Genomic DNA, 17148 nt, shown 5'->3' with positions numbered 1-17148 from the left:
CAGGGGCGCGGGGAACTGCGCGACCAGCCCCCGCCGGGCCCGCGGTCCGCGACGGGACCGGTGGGACCCCGACGGGCCGTTCACCCGCGAACCACCGGCGGTATTTGTTCCGGACAGGAACATTTCGCTCACGGCAGAGTCCAAGAGACGGGCAGTCGGCTGGCCGATGCCCCGGAGGCGGTTAGGCTCAAGCCATGCGGAACCGCGCACCGCGGCCCCGCGCCATCGCGTCACATCCCAGAAGGAGATGCTCGTGCCGTCCATCGACGTCGTCGTAGCCCGGGAAATCCTGGACTCCCGAGGCAACCCCACGGTCGAGGTCGAGGTCGGCCTCGACGACGGCAGCACCGGCCGTGCTGCTGTCCCGTCCGGCGCCTCCACGGGTGCCTTCGAGGCCATCGAACTCCGTGACGGTGACCCGAACCGCTACCAGGGCAAGGGTGTCGAGAAGGCCGTCCTCGCCGTCATCGAGCAGATCGGCCCGGAGCTCGTCGGCTACGACGCCACCGAGCAGCGCCTGATCGACCAGGCCATGTTCGACCTGGACGCCACGGACAACAAGGGCTCGCTCGGCGCCAACGCGATCCTGGGCGTCTCGCTCGCCGTCGCGCACGCCGCCTCCGAGGCCAGCGACCTGCCGCTGTTCCGCTACCTCGGCGGCCCGAACGCGCACCTGCTGCCCGTCCCGATGATGAACATCCTGAACGGCGGCTCGCACGCCGACTCCAACGTGGACATCCAGGAGTTCATGATCGCCCCGATCGGCGCGGAGTCCTTCTCCGAGGCGCTGCGCTGGGGCACCGAGGTCTACCACACCCTCAAGAAGGTCCTGAAGAGCAAGGGCCTGGCCACCGGCCTGGGCGACGAGGGCGGCTTCGCCCCGAACCTGGGCTCGAACCGCGAGGCCCTCGACCTGATCCTCGAGGCGATCAAGGAGGCCGGCTACGTCCCCGGCCAGCAGGTCGCCCTCGCGCTCGACGTCGCCGCCTCCGAGTTCTACAAGGACGGCAAGTACCTCTTCGAGGGCAAGGAGCGCTCCGCCGCCGAGATGACGGAGTACTACGAGGAGCTCGTCTCCGCGTACCCGCTCGTCTCCATCGAGGACCCGCTGTACGAGGACGACTGGGCCGGCTGGAACGTCATCACCGAGAAGCTCGGTGACAAGGTCCAGCTCGTCGGCGACGACCTGTTCGTCACCAACCCCGAGCGCCTGGCCCGCGGCATCGAGGAGAACTCGGCGAACGCCCTGCTCGTCAAGGTGAACCAGATCGGTTCGCTGACCGAGACCCTGGACGCCGTCGAGCTCGCCCAGCGCAGCGGCTTCAAGTGCATGATGTCGCACCGCTCCGGCGAGACCGAGGACGTCACCATCGCCGACCTCGCCGTCGCCACCAACTGCGGCCAGATCAAGACCGGCGCCCCGGCCCGCTCCGAGCGCGTCGCCAAGTACAACCAGCTGCTGCGCATCGAGGAGATCCTCGACGACGCCGCGGTGTACGCCGGCCGCAGCGCGTTCCCGCGCTTCAAGGGCTGACCGCCGCCGACGCGGCAGTTCCGTACGTCCCCGCACTCGGTCCCGTACCGTGTGCGGGGACGTACGCACGTGAGGCGATGGGGAGGCGGGAGATCCGATGCCGGGAAAGCTCCGCAGCAGGGGCCAGTTCGACTCGGCCCGCTTCTCCACGGCGACCCGGCTGCGGGCGCTCGGTGAGCAGACCGCCGAGCGCGTCTACCGCTCGCAGAACAGGCGGCAGGCCCGCCGCTCCCGCCTCACCGGCCGCGCGGCGCTGCTCGCGCTCGTCCTGTGCACCCTGGTCGTCGCACTCGCGTACCCGATAAGGCAGTACGTGTCCCAGCGCGGCGAGATCGCCGACCTCCAGCGCACCCAGCAGGACGCGAAGGAGCGGGTGGACCGGCTGCGCGACGAGAAGGCCCGCTGGCAGGACGACGCCTATGCCGAGCAGCGCATCCGGGAGCGGCTGCACATGGTGATGCCGGGCGAGACCGGTTACATCGTGCCGGACCCGCACGCGTCCTCCGCCGGCCGCGCCCAGGAGGGCGAGGCCGACCGGCCCTGGTACTCGAACGTGTGGGACGGCGTCGACAAGGCCGACCGCGCCGACCGCTGACCGCCCGCCGCCCCCGGCCCTGCTCCCGGCCGCACCCCCGTACCCGCATCCCCGTACACGAAAGACACGCAGACACAGTCATGGAAACGCCTCCGCCGCAGACCGAGCCCACCGTGCCCACGGACGCCGACATCCACGCGTTCCAGGAGCAGCTGGGCCGCCCGCCGCGCGGGCTGCGGGCCATCGCGCACCGCTGCCCCTGCGGCAACCCGGACGTGGTCGAGACGGCCCCGCGCCTGGAGGACGGCACGCCGTTCCCCACGACGTACTACCTGACGTGTCCGCGTGCCGCGTCCGCCATCGGCACCCTCGAGGCCAACGGCGTGATGAAGGAGATGACGGAGCGGCTGAAGACGGACCCCGAGCTCGCGGAGCAGTACCGCGCCGCGCACGAGGACTACCTCGCGCGCCGTGACGCCATCGAGGTCCTGGAGGGCTTCCCGAGCGCGGGCGGCATGCCGGACCGCGTGAAGTGCCTGCACGTGCTCGTGGGGCACTCCCTGGTCGCGGGCCCGGGCGTGAACCCGCTGGGCGACGAGGCCCTCGCGATGCTGCCCGAGTGGTGGCGCAAGGGCCCGTGCGTGGCGCCGTGCGGCGCGGAGCGGGAGGACGCCAAGTGACCCGGGTCGCCGCCGTCGACTGCGGTACGAACTCGATCAGGCTGCTGGTCGCGGACGCGGACCCGGAGACGGGCGAGATCGTCGACCTGGACCGCCGGATGACGATCGTGCGGCTGGGCCAGGGGGTCGACCGCACCGGCCGGCTCGCGCCGGAGGCCCTGGAGCGGACCTTCGCCGCCTGCCGCGAGTACGCCGGGATCATCCGGGAGCACGGCGCGGAGAAGATCCGCTTCGTCGCGACCTCCGCGTCGCGCGACGCGGAGAACCGGGACGAGTTCGTCCGGGGCGTCCTGGACATCCTGGGCGTCGAGCCCGAGGTCGTCACGGGCGACGAGGAGGCGCAGCTCTCCTTCACGGGGGCCACGAAGGAGCTGACGGGCCGCGCGGACCTGGACAGGCCGTACCTGGTCGTGGACATCGGCGGCGGCTCCACCGAGTTCGTCGTGGGCGACGACGCCGTGCTCGCGGCCCGGTCCGTCGACGTCGGCTGCGTGCGGATGACCGAGCGTCATCTCGTGGCCGAGGACGGCACGGTGTCGGATCCGCCGGCGCCGGAGCGGATCGAGGCGATCCGCCGGGACGTCTTCGAGGCGCTGGACCTGGTGACGCAGACGGTGCCGATCACGGCCGCCCGCACGCTGGTGGGCCTGGCCGGTTCGGTGACGACGGTGGCGGCGCTGGCGCTCGGCCTGGAGGAGTACGACTCGGCGGCGATCCACCACGCGCGGATCTCCTTCGACCGGGTCGCGGAGCTGACCGACTGGCTGCTGGCCTCGACGCACGACCAGCGCGCTCTGAAGCCGGTCATCCACCCCGGCCGGGTCGACGTCATCGCGTCGGGCGCGCTCGTCCTGCGGTTGATCATGGAGTGGACCGGGGCCCGCGAGGTGGTCGTCTCCGAACACGACATTCTGGACGGAATCGCCTGGTCGCTGGCGTGACGCGACCCCTGGCGTGGGCCGCTCGGCTGAGGCCGTGCGGCCCCGTCCGAGCGCTCGGACGAGCGGCGCGACACGCCCCGACGACACCCCGTCGGGAAAGTTCGTGAAGTTCTTCACAAGGAATTCGGCCCTGTCGAGCGCAAGTCGAGGCCCTTTGGCCCGCCCGTGGTGCCCGAAGGGCTCTGGCGGGCCGGGTGCACGGTGGTGCACGGGGGACTCGCGCGGGCTCGGAAGGCCAGTGGTCCACCGCTCCCGGAAGCTCACCGTGGCTGTTCAAAGGGGGTGAGCAACGACCGGCGGTACGCGGTGGTTCCCTTCGTGTCCCATGACATGGGTCACGTGGGCGGCGCAGTGTAGCAGAGCCCCCACCCAACCTTGTGAAGGGGCGCACGAGCGACCCCCTCCAGTCGGGTGGATACTCGATGGCATGAGCACCACGGAGCGTCCCAGGATCCTCATTGTCGGGGGTGGGTACGTAGGCCTGTACGCAGCGCGTCGCATCCTCAAGAAGATGCGTTACGCGGAAGCGACCGTCACGGTCGTCGACCCGCGCTCGTACATGACGTACCAGCCCTTCCTCCCCGAGACCGCCGCCGGCAGCATCTCGCCGCGCAACGTCGTCGTGCCGCTGCGACGCGCTGTGCCGGGTGCCGAGATTCTCACCGGCCGCGTGACCAGCATCGACCAGGACCGCAAGGTCGCCGCGGTCTCGCCGCTCGTCGGCGAGGCGTACGAGGTGCCCTTCGACTACCTGGTGATCGCGCTCGGCGCCGTCTCCCGCACCTTCCCGACCCCCGGCCTCGCCGAGCAGGGCATCGGCATGAAGGGCGTCGAGGAGGCCATCGGCCTGCGCAACCACGTGCTCGAGCAGCTCGACAAGGCCGAGTCCACGACGGACGAGGAGATCCGCCGCAAGGCGCTCACCTTCGTCTTCGTCGGCGGTGGCTTCGCGGGCGCCGAGACGATCGGTGAGGTCGAGGACCTGGCGCGCGACGCGGCCAAGTTCTACAAGAACGTGAAGCGCGAGGACATGCGCTTCGTGCTCGTCGACGCCGCCGACAAGGTGCTGCCCGAGGTCGGTCCCGAGCTGGGCACCTACGGCCGCAAGCACCTGGAGTCCCGCGGCATCGAGGTCTACCTGAAGACCACCATGCCCTCCTGCGTCGACGGCCACGTCGTGCTGAGCAACGGCCTCGAGGTCGACGCCAACACGATCGTGTGGACCGCCGGTGTGAAGCCGAACCCGGCGCTCGCCCGCTTCGGTCTCCCGCTCGGCCCGCGCGGCCACGTCGACACCCAGTCGACCCTCCAGGTCCAGGGCAGCGACTACATCTGGGCCGCGGGCGACAACGCCCAGGTGCCGGACCTCGTCGCCATCAAGAACGGCACGCCGGCCGAGCGCGCCTGGTGCCCGCCGAACGCCCAGCACGCCATGCGTCAGGCCAAGGTCCTCGGTGACAACGTGGTCTCCGGCATGCGGGGCTTCCCGCAGGGCGACTACAAGCACTCCAACAAGGGTGCGGTGGCGGGCCTCGGCCTCCACAAGGGCGTCGCGATGATCGTCATGGGCAAGATGAAGATCAAGCTCAAGGGCCGTCTCGCCTGGTACATGCACCGTGGCTACCACGGTCTGGCCATGCCGACCTGGAACCGCAAGGTCCGGGTGATCGCCGAGTGGACGATCAACATGTTCCAGAAGCGCGACATCACCGCCCTGGGCGCCCTCGAGACCCCGCGCGAGGAGTTCTACGAGGCCGCCAAGCCGGCCCCGGCTCCCGCCAAGGCCGAGGCGAAGACCGAGGAGAAGGTCGAGAAGAAGGTCGAGGAGAAGGCCAAGGCCTCCTGACCTGCCGGTAGTTCACGCCCGAAGGGGTCGTCCGCCATCCGTGGTGCGGACGGCCCCTTCGGCGTTCCCGGACCCGGCGCCCGCCCCTGTGCGTGGCGGCTACATGTATTTTGCTCTTCCGTGACGCGGCAACGGGACTGCGCGGGCGGGTAGTCGGTGTTTACGTAGGTGTTGGACCGTCCCGGGAACCCCGCTTCACGGAGGTGTGCGCCATGCAGGACGCCGCACAGCGGCTGAAGAACATCGCCGAACAGCTCTTCGGCGCCGAACTCCCGGTGCGGCTGCGCGCCTGGGACGGCTCGGAGGCGGGCCCTCCGGGCGCCCCCGTCCTCGTCGTACGCCACCGCCGCGCCCTGCGCCGCCTGCTGTGGAAGCCGGGCGAGCTGGGGCTCGCCCGCGCCTGGGTGGCCGGTGACCTCGATGTCGAGGGCGATCTCTACGAGACGCTCGATGCCGTCGCCGCGCTGATCTGGGAGCGCCCCGACGACGAGCGCCGCAGCCTCGCCGAGGCACTGAAGGACCCCGCGGTGCGCTCCGCCGCCGCGGAGCTCGCCAAGCTTGCAGGACCGTTCCTGCCGCCTGCGCCGCCCGCCGAGGAGATGCGCCGCAAGGGCCGCCTCCACCTGCACACCAAGGGCAGCGACAAGCAGGCCATCAGCCACCACTACGACGTCGGCAACGACTTCTACGCGCTCGTCCTCGGCCCCTCCATGGTCTACTCCTGCGCGTACTGGGAGTCCCCGGAGGCCGGCCTGGAAGCGGCCCAGCACGACAAGCTGGAGCTCGTCTCCCGCAAGCTCGGCCTCCGGCCGGGGATGCGGCTGCTCGACGTCGGCTGCGGCTGGGGCTCGATGGCGATCCACGCGGCCCGCGAGCACGGCGTCACCGTCGTCGGCGTCACCCTCTCCCAGGAGCAGGCCGCCTTCGCCCGCAAGCGCGTCGCCGACGAGGGCCTCACCGACCGCGTCGAGATCCGCGTCCAGGACTACCGCGACGTGCGCGACGGCCCGTACCACGCGATCTCGTCCATCGGGATGGCCGAGCACGTCGGCGCCGAGCGCTACCTCGAGTACGCCGAGGACCTGCACGCGCTCCTCAAGCCCGGCGGCCGGCTGCTCAACCACCAGATCGCCCGGCGCCCGCAGCAGGACGAATCGGCGTACGAGGTCGACGAGTTCATCGACGCGTACGTGTTCCCCGACGGGGAGCTCGCGCCCGTCGGGACCACCGCGGGGCTCCTGGAGCGGGCCGGCTTCGAGGTACGTGACGTCGAGGCGATCCGCGAGCACTACGCCCTGACGCTGCGCCAGTGGGTGCGCAACCTGGAGGCCCGCTGGGCCGAGGCCCTGAAGCTGGTCAGCCCCGGCCGCGCCCGCATCTGGCGGCTCTACATGGCGGCCTCCGCCCTGAGCTTCGAGCGCAACCGCATCGGGGTCAACCAGATCCTCGCGGTCAAGACCCCCGCGAGCGGCGGCTCCGCCATGCCGCTGCGGGCCCGCACCTGGAACTAGGGCCCGACGGAGAGGGGGCGGCGCCCGGTCACCGGGCGCCGCCCCCTCTCCGTCGTCCTACGGCCTCCACGGCCGCGACGGGCCGTGGTCACTCGGCCTTGATGGCCGCCAGCATGTTCAGCCGGGCGGCGCGGCGGGCCGGCCACAGGGCCGCCAGGATGCCGACCACCGCGGCGAGCGCCAGGAACAGGCCCATCCGGCCCCAGGGCAGGATCAGCTCGTACGTCGACATGCTGTTGCCGATCAGCTGACCGGCCGCCCAGCCGAAGAAGACACCGAGACCGAGGCCGAGCACGCCGCCGAACAGCGAGATCACCAGCGACTCGAGCCGCACCATGCGCTTGATGCCCTTGCGGTCGATGCCGATCGCGCGGAGCATCCCGATCTCCTGCTGACGCTCGAAGACCGACATGGCCAGCGTGTTGATGACGCCGAGCACAGCCACGACGACCGCCATGGCGAGCAGGCCGTAGAGCATGTTCAGCATCAGCGTGAACATCTGGGCGATCTCGTTGGAGATGTCCTTGCGGTCCTGGACCTTGATCGCCGGGTTCTCGCCGAGGGCCCGGGTCAGCTTGTCCTTGGCGGCGTCGGAGGCGCCGCCCGCCGTCTTCACCATCACCTGCATGTCGGACGCGCCGTCGGTGATGTGCGGGTTCAGCGTCGCGGCGTCGAGCATGATGCCGCGGATCATCTCGTTGCCCTCGTAGACACCCGCGACCGTCAGACGCTGCTTCCTGCCGTCCTCGTAGGAGGCGGTGAACACGGAGCCGGCCTTCCAGCCGTGGTCCTTCGCCGTGTCGTCGTCGACGACCACGTCGGTGCCGCCGACCGTGAACGTGCCGCTGTCCACGGGCAGTTCCGCGAGCTTGCCGATCGTGGCGCCGTTCACCCCGGTCAGGTACTCGGTGCTGCCGCCGATCCGGGACGGCGAGTTCGACAGACCGCTGGTCGCGGTCACGCCGTCCGTCGTGTCGAGGGTCTTCAGGACGTCGGGCGACAGGTAGTTGCCGTTCGCCATGGAGACGACGTAGTCGGCCTTGAGGGAGTCGGCCGCCATCTTGTCGATCGCGCTCTGGACGCTGCCCGCGATGACCGTCAGACCGGTGATCAGGGTGAGCCCGATCATCAGGGCCGAGGCGGTCGCGGCGGTGCGGCGCGGGTTGCGCACCGAGTTCAGCCGGGCCAGCTTGCCGGAGATGCCGAACACGCGCAGCACCGGGGCGGCCGCCGCGATCAGCGGGCGGGACAGGAGCGGCGTCAGGATGAAGACGCCGATGACGAGGAGCCCGGCGCCCGCGCCCATGGGCAGCTGGCCCGAGTCGCCGCTCATGGTCGTCGCGGCGAGCACCCCGGTGACACCGGCGGCCGAGACGAGCGCGCCCAGCGTGTTGCGCAGGACCAGCGACTTCGCGGTCGGGGCGGCGTGCACCGCGTTCATCGCGGCGACCGGCGGGATCTTCGCGGCGCGGCGGCCCGGCAGCCAGGCGGCCAGCATCGTGATCAGGATGCCGACGACGAGCGCCGAGACGACCGTGCCCGAGGAGACGACCAGCGGGCCGTCCGGGATGATCGCGCCCGAGGAGTTCATCAGGGAGCGCATGCCCGCGCCGATGCCGATGCCGACCGCGAGGCCGGTGACCGCGGCGACGGCGCCCACGAGGAACGCCTCGAGCAGCACCGAGCGCGTCACCTGGCGGCGCGAGGCGCCGACCGCGCGCATCAGGGCCAGCTCCTTCGTGCGCTGGGCGACCAGCATCGTGAAGGTGTTGGCGATGATGAAGATGCCGACGAACAGCGCGATGCCCGCGAAGATCAGCAGCATCGTCTTCATCGAGCTCATCGACGTGGAGATCGACTTCGCCTGGTCGTCGGCGAGCTGCTGTCCGGTCGTGGTCTCGACGTCGTGGGTGCCGAGCGCCTCGTCGAGGTTCTTCTTCAGGGTGTCCTGGGAGGTGCCCGCGGCGGCGGTGACGTCGATCTCGTCGTAGGCGCCCGGCTTGTGGAACAGCTGCTGCGCCGTCTTCGTGTCGAACAGGGCGAGCGAGCCGCCCGCCGCGACGTTGCCGTCGTCGGTGGTGAAGATGCCGGTCAGGGTCGGGGTGAGGACGGGCCCGTCGACGGACATCCGGACCTGGTCGCCGACCCGGTAGCCGGCGCGCTCGGCGGTCTTGGCGTCGAGCGCCACCTGGTTCGCGCCGTGCGGGGCCTTGCCGTTCCTGAAGGGGTAGCGGGGGTCGTCGGTGCCCGCGTAGTTGCCGCCCTTGGTGGAGAAGCCGTTGCCGACGAGCTCGCCGTCCTGGCCGGCGACGGCCGCGTACCCGCTGACCACGCCGTACGCGGACGCGGCGCCGGACACCGAGCCCGCCTTCTTCAGGGTGGCGTCGGTGAGCTCGACGTCCTTGCCGACCTTGTCGCCCTTGCTCTCCGTGTAACCCGGGGCGAGCGCGACGTCGACGTGGTCGAAGCCCTTGGCGGAGGACTTCTCCAGAGCGCCGGAGATGGTGTTGGTGAAGACGAGGGTGCCGGAGACGAAGGCGACGCCGAGCATGACGGCGAGCACGGTCATCAGCAGCCGGGCCTTGTGCGCGAAGACGTTGCGCAGGGCTGTACGGAACATGGTTTCAGGTCAGTCCTGGTTCGGCGGGAACGTGTGAGGGGCGCGGATCGCCGGTGCTCAGCTGGTGCGGCCCTTGGCGTCGAAGCGCTTCATGCGGTCCAGGACCGAGTCGGCGGTCGGGGCGTGCATCTCGTCGACGATGCGGCCGTCGGCCAGGAAGACGACGCGGTCCGCGTAGGCGGCGGCGACGGGGTCGTGGGTGACCATGACGACGGTCTGGCCGAGCTCACGCACCGAGTTGCGCAGGAAGCCGAGGACCTCGGCGCCGGAGCGCGAGTCGAGGTTTCCGGTGGGCTCGTCGCCGAAGATGATGTCCGGCTGGGAGGCGAGGGCGCGGGCCACGGCGACGCGCTGCTGCTGGCCGCCGGAGAGCTGCGCGGGCCGGTGCCCGAGGCGCCCGGACAGGCCCACCATCTGGATCACGTTCTCCACCCACTGCTTGTCGGGCTTGCGGCCCGCGATGTCCATGGGGAGCGTGATGTTCTCCAGGGCGGTCAGGGTGGGCAGCAGGTTGAACGCCTGGAAGATGAAGCCGATCTTGTCCCGCCGCAACTTCGTGAGCTGCTTGTCCTTGAGCGAGCCCAGCTCCGTGTCGCCGATCCGGACCGATCCGGAGGAGAACGTGTCGAGGCCGGCCACGCAGTGCATCAGCGTGGACTTGCCGGAGCCCGAGGGGCCCATGATCGCGGTGAACTCGGCCTGCCGGAACTCGACGGAGACCCGGTCGAGCGCGACCACCTGGGTCTCGCCCTGTCCGTAGATCTTGCTCAGATCCGTGGCCCGGGCGGCCGCGGTGACGGTCGGGCCGGCGAGGGAGGTGGTGGTCACGGCGGGGTGCTCCTGTCGGACGGGTACTGACTGAGGGGGACAGCTCCATCGTTCCCGCCGATCGGGGCCCTGGAGTCAGCCGCAGTTCCCGTTCCCGGGGGCGACTCGGGTCGGACCGGGCGGCCGGGAGTCATACCTGGGGATGACCTGCGACCCTGAGGAGAGGGCCGGGCGGCACGGCGCGGAGGGCGCGGGAGACGGGGCCGGGTGCGCCGGACGGTGCCGCTGAGGTGAAATTCCGTCAATCCACGTGGACGGCCCCCGCGCCGGGAAGAGCACGTGGCACGTGCATATGGCGCCTGACGGCGGCTGATGCACCCTCAGACCTCAATAAAATAAGACAACATCGCGCCGGCGGGCCCCGGAGCGGGGGAGGGCGCCGGATAGGCTCGGACGGTCGACGCGACGCCGCACAGCCTGCCCGGATGGTGGAATGCAGACACGGCGAGCTTAAACCTCGCTGCCCCTTCGCGGGCGTACCGGTTCAAGTCCGGTTCCGGGCACCTTCCCTCTTTGATTCCCTCGCTGCGCGGGCGCGGTCAGGGCGCCACGTCCGGGGTGTCGAGCAGGACGCACTGATCGAATTTCATGCAGCCGCACTCCAGGCAGTCCGCAACGGCCTGCCGCAGGGCCCGGGTCTGCGCGATGTGCCGATCGAGTTCGGGCAGCTTGCGCGTGGCCATGTCCCGCCACTGCCGCGTTGCGGACGGCGTGGTGTCGTCGGCAAGCAGTTGCGTGATCTCGGCGAGGGTGAAGCCCGCCCGCTGCGCCATCCTGATCAGGGCGACCCGGCGCAGGGCCGTGGCGGGCCAGACCCGACGCCCGCCCTCGCGGCGCGCGCCGGGCAGCAGACCGCGCTCCTCCCAGTAGCGCAGCGCCGAAGCGCGCACATGGGCCTTCTCCGCGAGCTCGCCGATGGGCAGATACCGCATGCCCGCTCCCTCCCCGGTCCGGCCTTGACTTCAAGCATGCTTGAAGCACGACGGTGACCTGCATGTTCTCAGCCGCACCGGGACGTCTCCTGCCCGGCCCCTACCGTTCGCTGTTCGCCGACCGCACCTTTCGGCGGCTGATGCCGGTCTTCGCGCTGTCCGACCTCGGGGACGGCATGACCGTCGTCGCGGTCGCGTGGCTCGCGCTCGCCCTGGGCCCGGACGGCGGTCACGGCACGCTGGCGGGCATCGCCGTCGCCGCCTACGTCCTGCCCGGCGCGCTGGGAGCTCCCGCTCTGGGCCGGTGGATGCGCCGACTGCCCGCGCGGCGGCTCCTGGTCACCGACTCCACGCTACGGGCCGTCCTGCTGGGGGCGGTCCCGCTCGCCCATGCGGCGGGGCTGCTCACCCCCGCCGTGTACGTCGGGCTCCTGGGCGCCTCCTCCCTGCTGCACGCCTGGGGCAAGGCCGGAAAGCACGCGCTCTTCGCCCCTCTGCTCCCTGAGGACCAGCGCCTGGCGGCCAACAGCGTGATCAGCACCAGCCTCTGGACCGCGACCGTCGCGGGGCCCGCCCTCGCGGGTCTTCTCGTGGGAGTGGCATCCCCGGCGTGGATCATCGGCCTGGACGCCGCCACGTTCGCCGTGCTCGCGCTCCGGACCGGCCGCACCAGACTGCCCCGGACACCGGCGCCCCCGGTGACCGGCGGCACCCGGCGCGGGCTGAGCCTCCTGCGCCGCCGACCGGAACTGTTCGGCCTGCTCCTCGTGACCTGGGTGTTCAACCTCGCGTTCGGCCCCGTCGAAGTGGCGCTCCCTCTGTTCGTCTCCGACGACCTCGCGGCCGGCGCCGGGCTGCTCGGCGCCTACTGGGCCGCTTTCGGTGTCGGAGCCGTCGTCGGCGCCCTCGCCGGGGCCGCGGCCGAACGGCTTCCCCTGTGGCCGGCCATGCTCGGCATCATCGCGGGGCACGGCGTGGGGATGCTCCCCTTCGCCCTCACGGACAGCGCCGTCCCGTCCCTGATCGGATTCGCCTTCGCGGGGCTCGTCTACGGCCCCTACTCCGCGCTCTCCCTCACTCTGATCCAGGACCGCGCACCCGCCGACTCCCTCACCACGGTTCTGGCCGCGCGCAGCGCCGTCCTCCTGACCGCCTCTCCCCTCGGAGCCGCCCTCGGAGGCTTCCTCCTCGACCGGACCAGCGCACCCGCCGTCCTCGTCGGCTGCGGCGCGCTGATGATCCTCACCGCCCCCGCCGGCATCGTGGTCCTGAGGCTCTGCAGGCGTGACCTCCGCCCCGCCGCCCCGTGACGCTCTGTCCCGGGGTGGGGAACACAGGGGTGCTCCGCAGCGTTCCTCATGGCAGAACGGGAAAGATCCTCCCTGGGCACTAGGGCCAGATCTTTGCCAGGCTATTACTCTTGTGGCAAGGCCATACACGGTGGCCATGGAGGAGTGAGATGAGGAGCAGCAACCCGGTCTTCTCGCGACGGGGGTTCAGCCGCGACAACGGCTACGCGCGCTTCGACGCGCAGCCGCAGGCCGGGGGCCCCGCCGTCGGGACGCAGACCAGCCCGTACACCCAGGCCCCGGCCGGCAACCCGTACGCGCAGAACCCCTACGCCCAGCAGGACCTGCAGTACGGCGCTCCGCAGGCGCCCGCCACCACCGGCCGTATGACGATGGACGACGTCGTCCTGCGTACGGCGACCACGCTCGGCACGCTGATCGTCACCGCCGCGCTCGCCTGGGCGCTGCTGCCGGTCGACGACGCGCACATCGGCAAGTCCTACGGCATCGCGATCGGCGCCGGACTCGTCGCGATGGTCCTGGGCTTCGTCCAGGCCTTCAAGCGCAAGGCGTCCCCGCCGCTCATCCTGGCCTACGCGGCACTGGAGGGCGTCTTCCTGGGCGTCGTCTCCAGCGTCGTGGACAACCGCATCGCGGACGGCGCGGCCATGCAGGCCGTGATCGGCACGATGTCGGTCTTCGCCGCCGTCCTGATCGCCTACAAGGCGGGCTGGATCCGGGTCAACCGCCGCTTCTACGGCTTCGTGATGGCCGCGGCGATGGGCTTCGTCCTGCTGATGGCGGTCAACCTGCTGTTCGCCGTGTTCGGCGGCGGTGACGGCCTCGGCTTCCGCAGCGGCGGTCTCGGCATCCTGTTCGGCATCGTCGGCATCCTGCTCGGCGCGTGCTTCCTGGCCCTGGACTTCAAGCAGGTCGAGGACGGCATCGCGTACGGCGCGCCCAAGGACGAGGCGTGGCTCGCCGCGTTCGGCCTGACCATGACGCTGGTCTGGATCTACATGGAGTTCCTGCGCCTGATCGCGATCCTTCAGGGCAACGACTGACGCACGGCGTGACCGTCCCCGGACGGTCCTGCCGCGTGCCGAGGGCCCGCGCACCGGACGGTGCGCGGGCCCTCGTGTGTGAGCGGGTGTGAGCGGTGCGGGCGTCAGCCGAAACGGCGTGCGGCGCGCCGCAGGTCGTACTCGTGGACGATCGCCTTGGCGTGGCCGTACGCGAGATCGTGCTCCCCGCGCAGCCAGCTGACCTTCTCCTCGAAGGGAAGGCAGGACGGGCCCTCTTCTACGGTGCGCAGCCAGGCGGCGATGTCACGACCGGTGCAGTGGGGGATGCGGGCGAGCAGATTGCGGTGGGTCTCCTCGGAGAAGACTTGGGACATCGGCGCCTCCGGAACGCTTCGATGTGGCCGGGTCTTCACGCCACCGTGCCCGAGCGCCGCGGGCTTGTAAACAGCTACAGTCGCCGCGTGCTTGATACGACGCCGTTGACCTCAGCAGTGGATCAGTTCGCCGACCGGCTGCGGGCCGCGCCGCAGAGCCGGTTGCAGCGGGGGGCGGCCGCGGAGGCGCTGGGGCTGGCCAGAGAGCTCTCCGGGTGGGCCCAGCGGCTCGAAGGTGCGGCAGACCCGGCGCGGGAGATGCCGGACGCCGGGATGTTCGCGGCGGCGGACCAGGTGACTGTCGCGGGGCGGGACCTGGCGGTCGTGCTCGGCACGGAGCGGGAGGTCGCCGAGGCGGTGGACCTGGTGGCGGCGGCGATGAAGCGGGCCGGGGTCTAGGCCGCGGCGCCGCTCAGTCGGGTCGGGTCGGATCAGGTCGGATCGGATCAGCTCAGGTCAGGCCGGGTCAGGCCGAGGCTATGACGCGGTCCGCGAGGATGTAGACGCTGTCGGGGCCGCACTCGAAGGTGAGCGCGTAGGCGCCGGAGACGCCGGAACCGCCGAGCAGGAACGGGGTGCGGCCCTCGCGCAGCGCCTCGGCCAGCTGCTCCGCGGTCTCGCGGTGGCCCGGGGTCATGCAGAGCGTGGTGCCGTCGGCGAAGACGTAGACGTCGAGGGTGCCCAGCGGGCCCGGGCGGACGTCGGACAGGGCCGTGCGCGCCTGCGCCAGGTCCTCCAGACAGGCCACGGTGCGCTCGTGGTCCCCGGAGACGGGCGACTGCACGGGCACGAAGTCGGGGTGCGAGGGGTGCCGGCGCCGGGCGGCGGCCAGCTCGGCAGACTCCCCGGAGAACTCGTCCTCGGGCTCCAGGGCCGGCTCGACCGGCTCCAGGGCGGGCTCGACGACCGGCTCGAGACCGGCGAAGTCGGCCTGCCGGGGCAGGTACAGCTCGTCGCCCAGGGCGGCGCCGCCGGTCAGGAACGGCGGCAGGTCGGACGTGTCACGGGCCTCCTGCGCGGCCCAGAAGGCGCGCGCCTCCGCCAGCTCGCGCTCCCGCTCCTCGGCGAGGGCGTCGGCGACGGCGGTGCGTATCGCCTCGGTGTCCGGGTTCGTGCGTGCCGACGGGACACCGGTGCGGGTGCTCGCGGCACGGCCTCGGGCCAGCTCGTCCCGGAGGTCCGCGATCTGCCGGCGCAGGCCCCGCACGCTGTGCAGGGTGGTGGCGCCGACGGCCGTGGCAGCGGCCGAGGCGAGCAGCAGGGCAAAGGGGATGGCGCTCACTGACGTACTCCCGGTTAAAGGTCGACCCCCGACTTACTACATCAGCTTGAAGCCTCGACGAACCGCCTGTCAGTGCATTACGTCACGAAAGGGACAGGTCTTTTGTCCGGATGTTTAGCCCCCATAGGGCCTGGGAACGGGGCTGACCTGCGCAAACAATCTCCCCCGAGATGCACGTCACATCCTGGGGGAGATTGGATCACGATTCCGCAGCCCCTCCCGGCCCGCCGGCCGGGAAGGACGGGGCGGACGCGTCAGCTCAGACGCTCGACGACCATCGCCATGCCCTGGCCGCCGCCGACGCACATGGTCTCCAGACCGAACTGCTTGTCGTGGAACTGGAGGCTGTTGATCAGCGTGCCGGTGATGCGGGCGCCGGTCATGCCGAAGGGGTGGCCGACCGCGATGGCGCCGCCGTTCACGTTCAGCTTGTCCTCGTCGATGCCCAGGTCGCGGGCGGACGGGATGACCTGCGCGGCGAACGCCTCGTTGATCTCGAACAGGTCGATGTCGCCGACGCCCAGACCCGCGCGCGCGAGGGCCTGCTTGCTGGCCTCCACCGGGCCCAGGCCCATGATCTCGGGGGACAGGCCGGAGACGCCGGTCGAGACGACGCGGGCGAGCGGGGTCAGGCCCAGCTCGCGGGCCTTCGTGTCGGACATGATCACGAGGGCGGCGGCGCCGTCGTTCAGCGGGCAGCAGTTGCCGGCCGTGACCAGGCCGTCGGGGCGGAAGACGGGCTTGAGGCCCGCGACGCCCTCCAGGGTGACGCCCGCGCGCGGGCCGTCGTCCTTCGACACGACCGTGCCGTCGGGGGTCGTGACCGGGGTGATCTCGCGCTCCCAGAAGCCGTTCTTGATGGCTTCCTCGGCGCGGTTCTGCGAGCGGACACCGAAGGCGTCCATGTCCTCGCGGGTGATGCCCTTCAGGCGGGCCAGGTTCTCGGCGGTCTGGCCCATCGCGATGTACGCGTCCGGGACCAGGCCGTCCTCGCGCGGGTCGTGCCAGGTGGTGTTCTCCTGGGTCGCGACCTGGGCGGTGCGGGCCTCGGCCTCGGCGAAGAACGGGTTGCGCGTGTCCGGCAGCGAGTCCGAGTTGCCCTTCGCGAAGCGGGACACCATCTCGACGCCGGCCGAGATGAAGACGTCGCCCTCGCCCGCCTTGATCGCGTGCAGCGCCATGCGGGTCGTCTGGAGGGAGCTGGAGCAGTAACGGGTGACGGTGCAGCCCGGGAGGTGGTCCATGCCCATCTGGACGGCCACGATGCGGCCCAGGTTGTTGCCCTGCTCGCCGCCGGGCAGGCCGCAGCCGAGCATGAGGTCGTCGATGTCGTGCGGGTCCAGCTCGGGGACCTTCGCGAGGGCGGCCTGGATGATCGTGGCGGTCAGGTCGTCCGGACGCAGGTCCTTCAGAGAGCCCTTGAAGGCGCGGCCGATGGGGGAGCGGGCGGCTGAGACGATCACTGCTTCGGGCATCACGGCTCCAGAGGGTTCGTTGACCTTTTCAGGCGGGACCGTCTGGGAAGTTACCTGTACGTACAGCCCGGGTCATCGGGCTGGCCGTGTGACTCCTGCCGCATTTTTCTAAGCGCTTGCTCAGGGCTCCGCCGGTGGGGCGGGGCTTATGGGGGCCCGGGGTCTGGTGGTGGGGGTGTCTGGGGCCGGCGTACGGATGCATGGTCGGCCGGGGCCGGGCGCACCCCCACGGGGCTCCGCCCCGGGACCCCGCTCCTCAATCGCCGGAGGGGCTTG

The 17148-nt window shown here is 71.1% G+C and carries 15 protein-coding genes and 1 tRNA gene; 10 read left to right on the top strand and 6 right to left on the bottom strand.

Going from position 1 to position 17148, the window contains the following annotated elements:
• Positions 1-253: 253 nt before the first annotated feature.
• The 6 genes from eno (at position 254) to GTW43_RS21320 (ending at position 7047) form a co-directional block, all read left to right on the top strand.
• Positions 254-1534, top strand: coding sequence for a phosphopyruvate hydratase (eno, locus tag GTW43_RS21345; protein ID WP_343246077.1), 1281 nt, complete (start codon positions 254-256; stop codon positions 1532-1534).
• Between the two features lie 97 nt (positions 1535-1631).
• On the top strand, positions 1632-2129 hold the full coding sequence (locus tag GTW43_RS21340) for a septum formation initiator family protein (protein WP_161303623.1): 498 nt from the start codon (positions 1632-1634) through the stop codon (positions 2127-2129).
• Between the two features lie 80 nt (positions 2130-2209).
• A complete protein-coding gene (locus GTW43_RS21335) occupies positions 2210-2749 on the top strand; it encodes a DUF501 domain-containing protein (RefSeq protein WP_161303622.1) in 540 nt (179 codons plus the stop codon).
• Positions 2746-3690, top strand: coding sequence for a Ppx/GppA phosphatase family protein (locus GTW43_RS21330; RefSeq protein WP_161303621.1), 945 nt, complete (start codon positions 2746-2748; stop codon positions 3688-3690). Before GTW43_RS21335 ends, GTW43_RS21330 begins: the two co-directional genes overlap by 4 nt.
• A 427-nt stretch (positions 3691-4117) precedes the next feature.
• Positions 4118-5536: an NAD(P)/FAD-dependent oxidoreductase gene (locus GTW43_RS21325; protein WP_161303620.1), complete on the top strand. Its 1419-nt coding sequence runs from the start codon at positions 4118-4120 to the stop codon at positions 5534-5536.
• 212 nt (positions 5537-5748) lie between these two features.
• Positions 5749-7047, top strand: coding sequence for a cyclopropane-fatty-acyl-phospholipid synthase family protein (locus tag GTW43_RS21320; protein ID WP_161303619.1), 1299 nt, complete (start codon positions 5749-5751; stop codon positions 7045-7047).
• Between the two features lie 88 nt (positions 7048-7135).
• Here GTW43_RS21320 and GTW43_RS21315 read toward each other — a convergent pair whose 3' ends face one another.
• Positions 7136-9667 (bottom strand): ABC transporter permease, encoded by a 2532-nt coding sequence (locus GTW43_RS21315; RefSeq protein ID WP_161303618.1) that lies wholly within the window; start codon positions 9665-9667, stop codon positions 7136-7138.
• Between the two features lie 57 nt (positions 9668-9724).
• Entirely contained in the window at positions 9725-10495 is a 771-nt protein-coding gene (locus tag GTW43_RS21310) for an ABC transporter ATP-binding protein (RefSeq protein WP_161303617.1), read from the bottom strand.
• 419 nt (positions 10496-10914) lie between these two features.
• On the opposite strand from GTW43_RS21310, the gene GTW43_RS21305 reads away from it, so the two are divergent.
• Positions 10915-10998: transfer RNA gene (locus GTW43_RS21305), tRNA-Leu, on the top strand.
• Between the two features lie 36 nt (positions 10999-11034).
• Here GTW43_RS21305 and GTW43_RS21300 read toward each other — a convergent pair.
• Positions 11035-11427 (bottom strand): MerR family transcriptional regulator, encoded by a 393-nt coding sequence (locus GTW43_RS21300; protein ID WP_161303616.1) that lies wholly within the window; start codon positions 11425-11427, stop codon positions 11035-11037.
• Positions 11428-11489: 62 nt separating this feature from the next.
• On the opposite strand from GTW43_RS21300, the gene GTW43_RS21295 reads away from it, so the two are divergent.
• Both GTW43_RS21295 and GTW43_RS21290 read left to right on the top strand, forming a co-directional pair.
• Entirely contained in the window at positions 11490-12737 is a 1248-nt protein-coding gene (locus GTW43_RS21295) for an MFS transporter (RefSeq protein ID WP_237536728.1), read from the top strand.
• A 149-nt stretch (positions 12738-12886) separates the two neighbouring features.
• Positions 12887-13780 carry a Bax inhibitor-1/YccA family protein gene (locus GTW43_RS21290; RefSeq protein ID WP_161303615.1) on the top strand — a complete coding sequence of 298 codons (894 nt, stop codon included), beginning with the start codon at positions 12887-12889 and terminating at the stop codon, positions 13778-13780.
• 104 nt (positions 13781-13884) lie between these two features.
• Here the strand turns inward: GTW43_RS21290 and GTW43_RS21285 are convergent, their stop codons facing one another.
• Complete coding sequence (locus GTW43_RS21285) at positions 13885-14115, bottom strand: DUF4287 domain-containing protein (RefSeq protein ID WP_161303614.1); 231 nt, start codon at positions 14113-14115, stop codon at positions 13885-13887.
• Positions 14116-14202: 87 nt separating this feature from the next.
• Between GTW43_RS21285 and GTW43_RS21280 the strand changes: the two genes are divergently transcribed.
• Positions 14203-14514 (top strand): hypothetical protein, encoded by a 312-nt coding sequence (locus GTW43_RS21280; protein WP_161303613.1) that lies wholly within the window; start codon positions 14203-14205, stop codon positions 14512-14514.
• Between the two features lie 67 nt (positions 14515-14581).
• Here GTW43_RS21280 and GTW43_RS21275 read toward each other — a convergent pair whose 3' ends face one another.
• Positions 14582-15388: a hypothetical protein gene (locus GTW43_RS21275; protein WP_161303625.1), complete on the bottom strand. Its 807-nt coding sequence runs from the start codon at positions 15386-15388 to the stop codon at positions 14582-14584.
• A 263-nt stretch (positions 15389-15651) separates the two neighbouring features.
• Positions 15652-16872 carry an acetyl-CoA C-acetyltransferase gene (locus GTW43_RS21270; protein ID WP_161303612.1) on the bottom strand — a complete coding sequence of 407 codons (1221 nt, stop codon included), beginning with the start codon at positions 16870-16872 and terminating at the stop codon, positions 15652-15654.
• Positions 16873-17148 lie beyond the last annotated feature (276 nt).

This window comes from Streptomyces sp. SID5785 (genome assembly GCF_009870065.1).
In the GTDB taxonomy this organism is placed as follows: Bacteria; Actinomycetota; Actinomycetes; order Streptomycetales; family Streptomycetaceae; genus Streptomyces.
The sequence above is the reverse complement of the archived record's forward strand: the minus strand, read 5'-3'. Positions and strand labels throughout refer to the sequence as shown.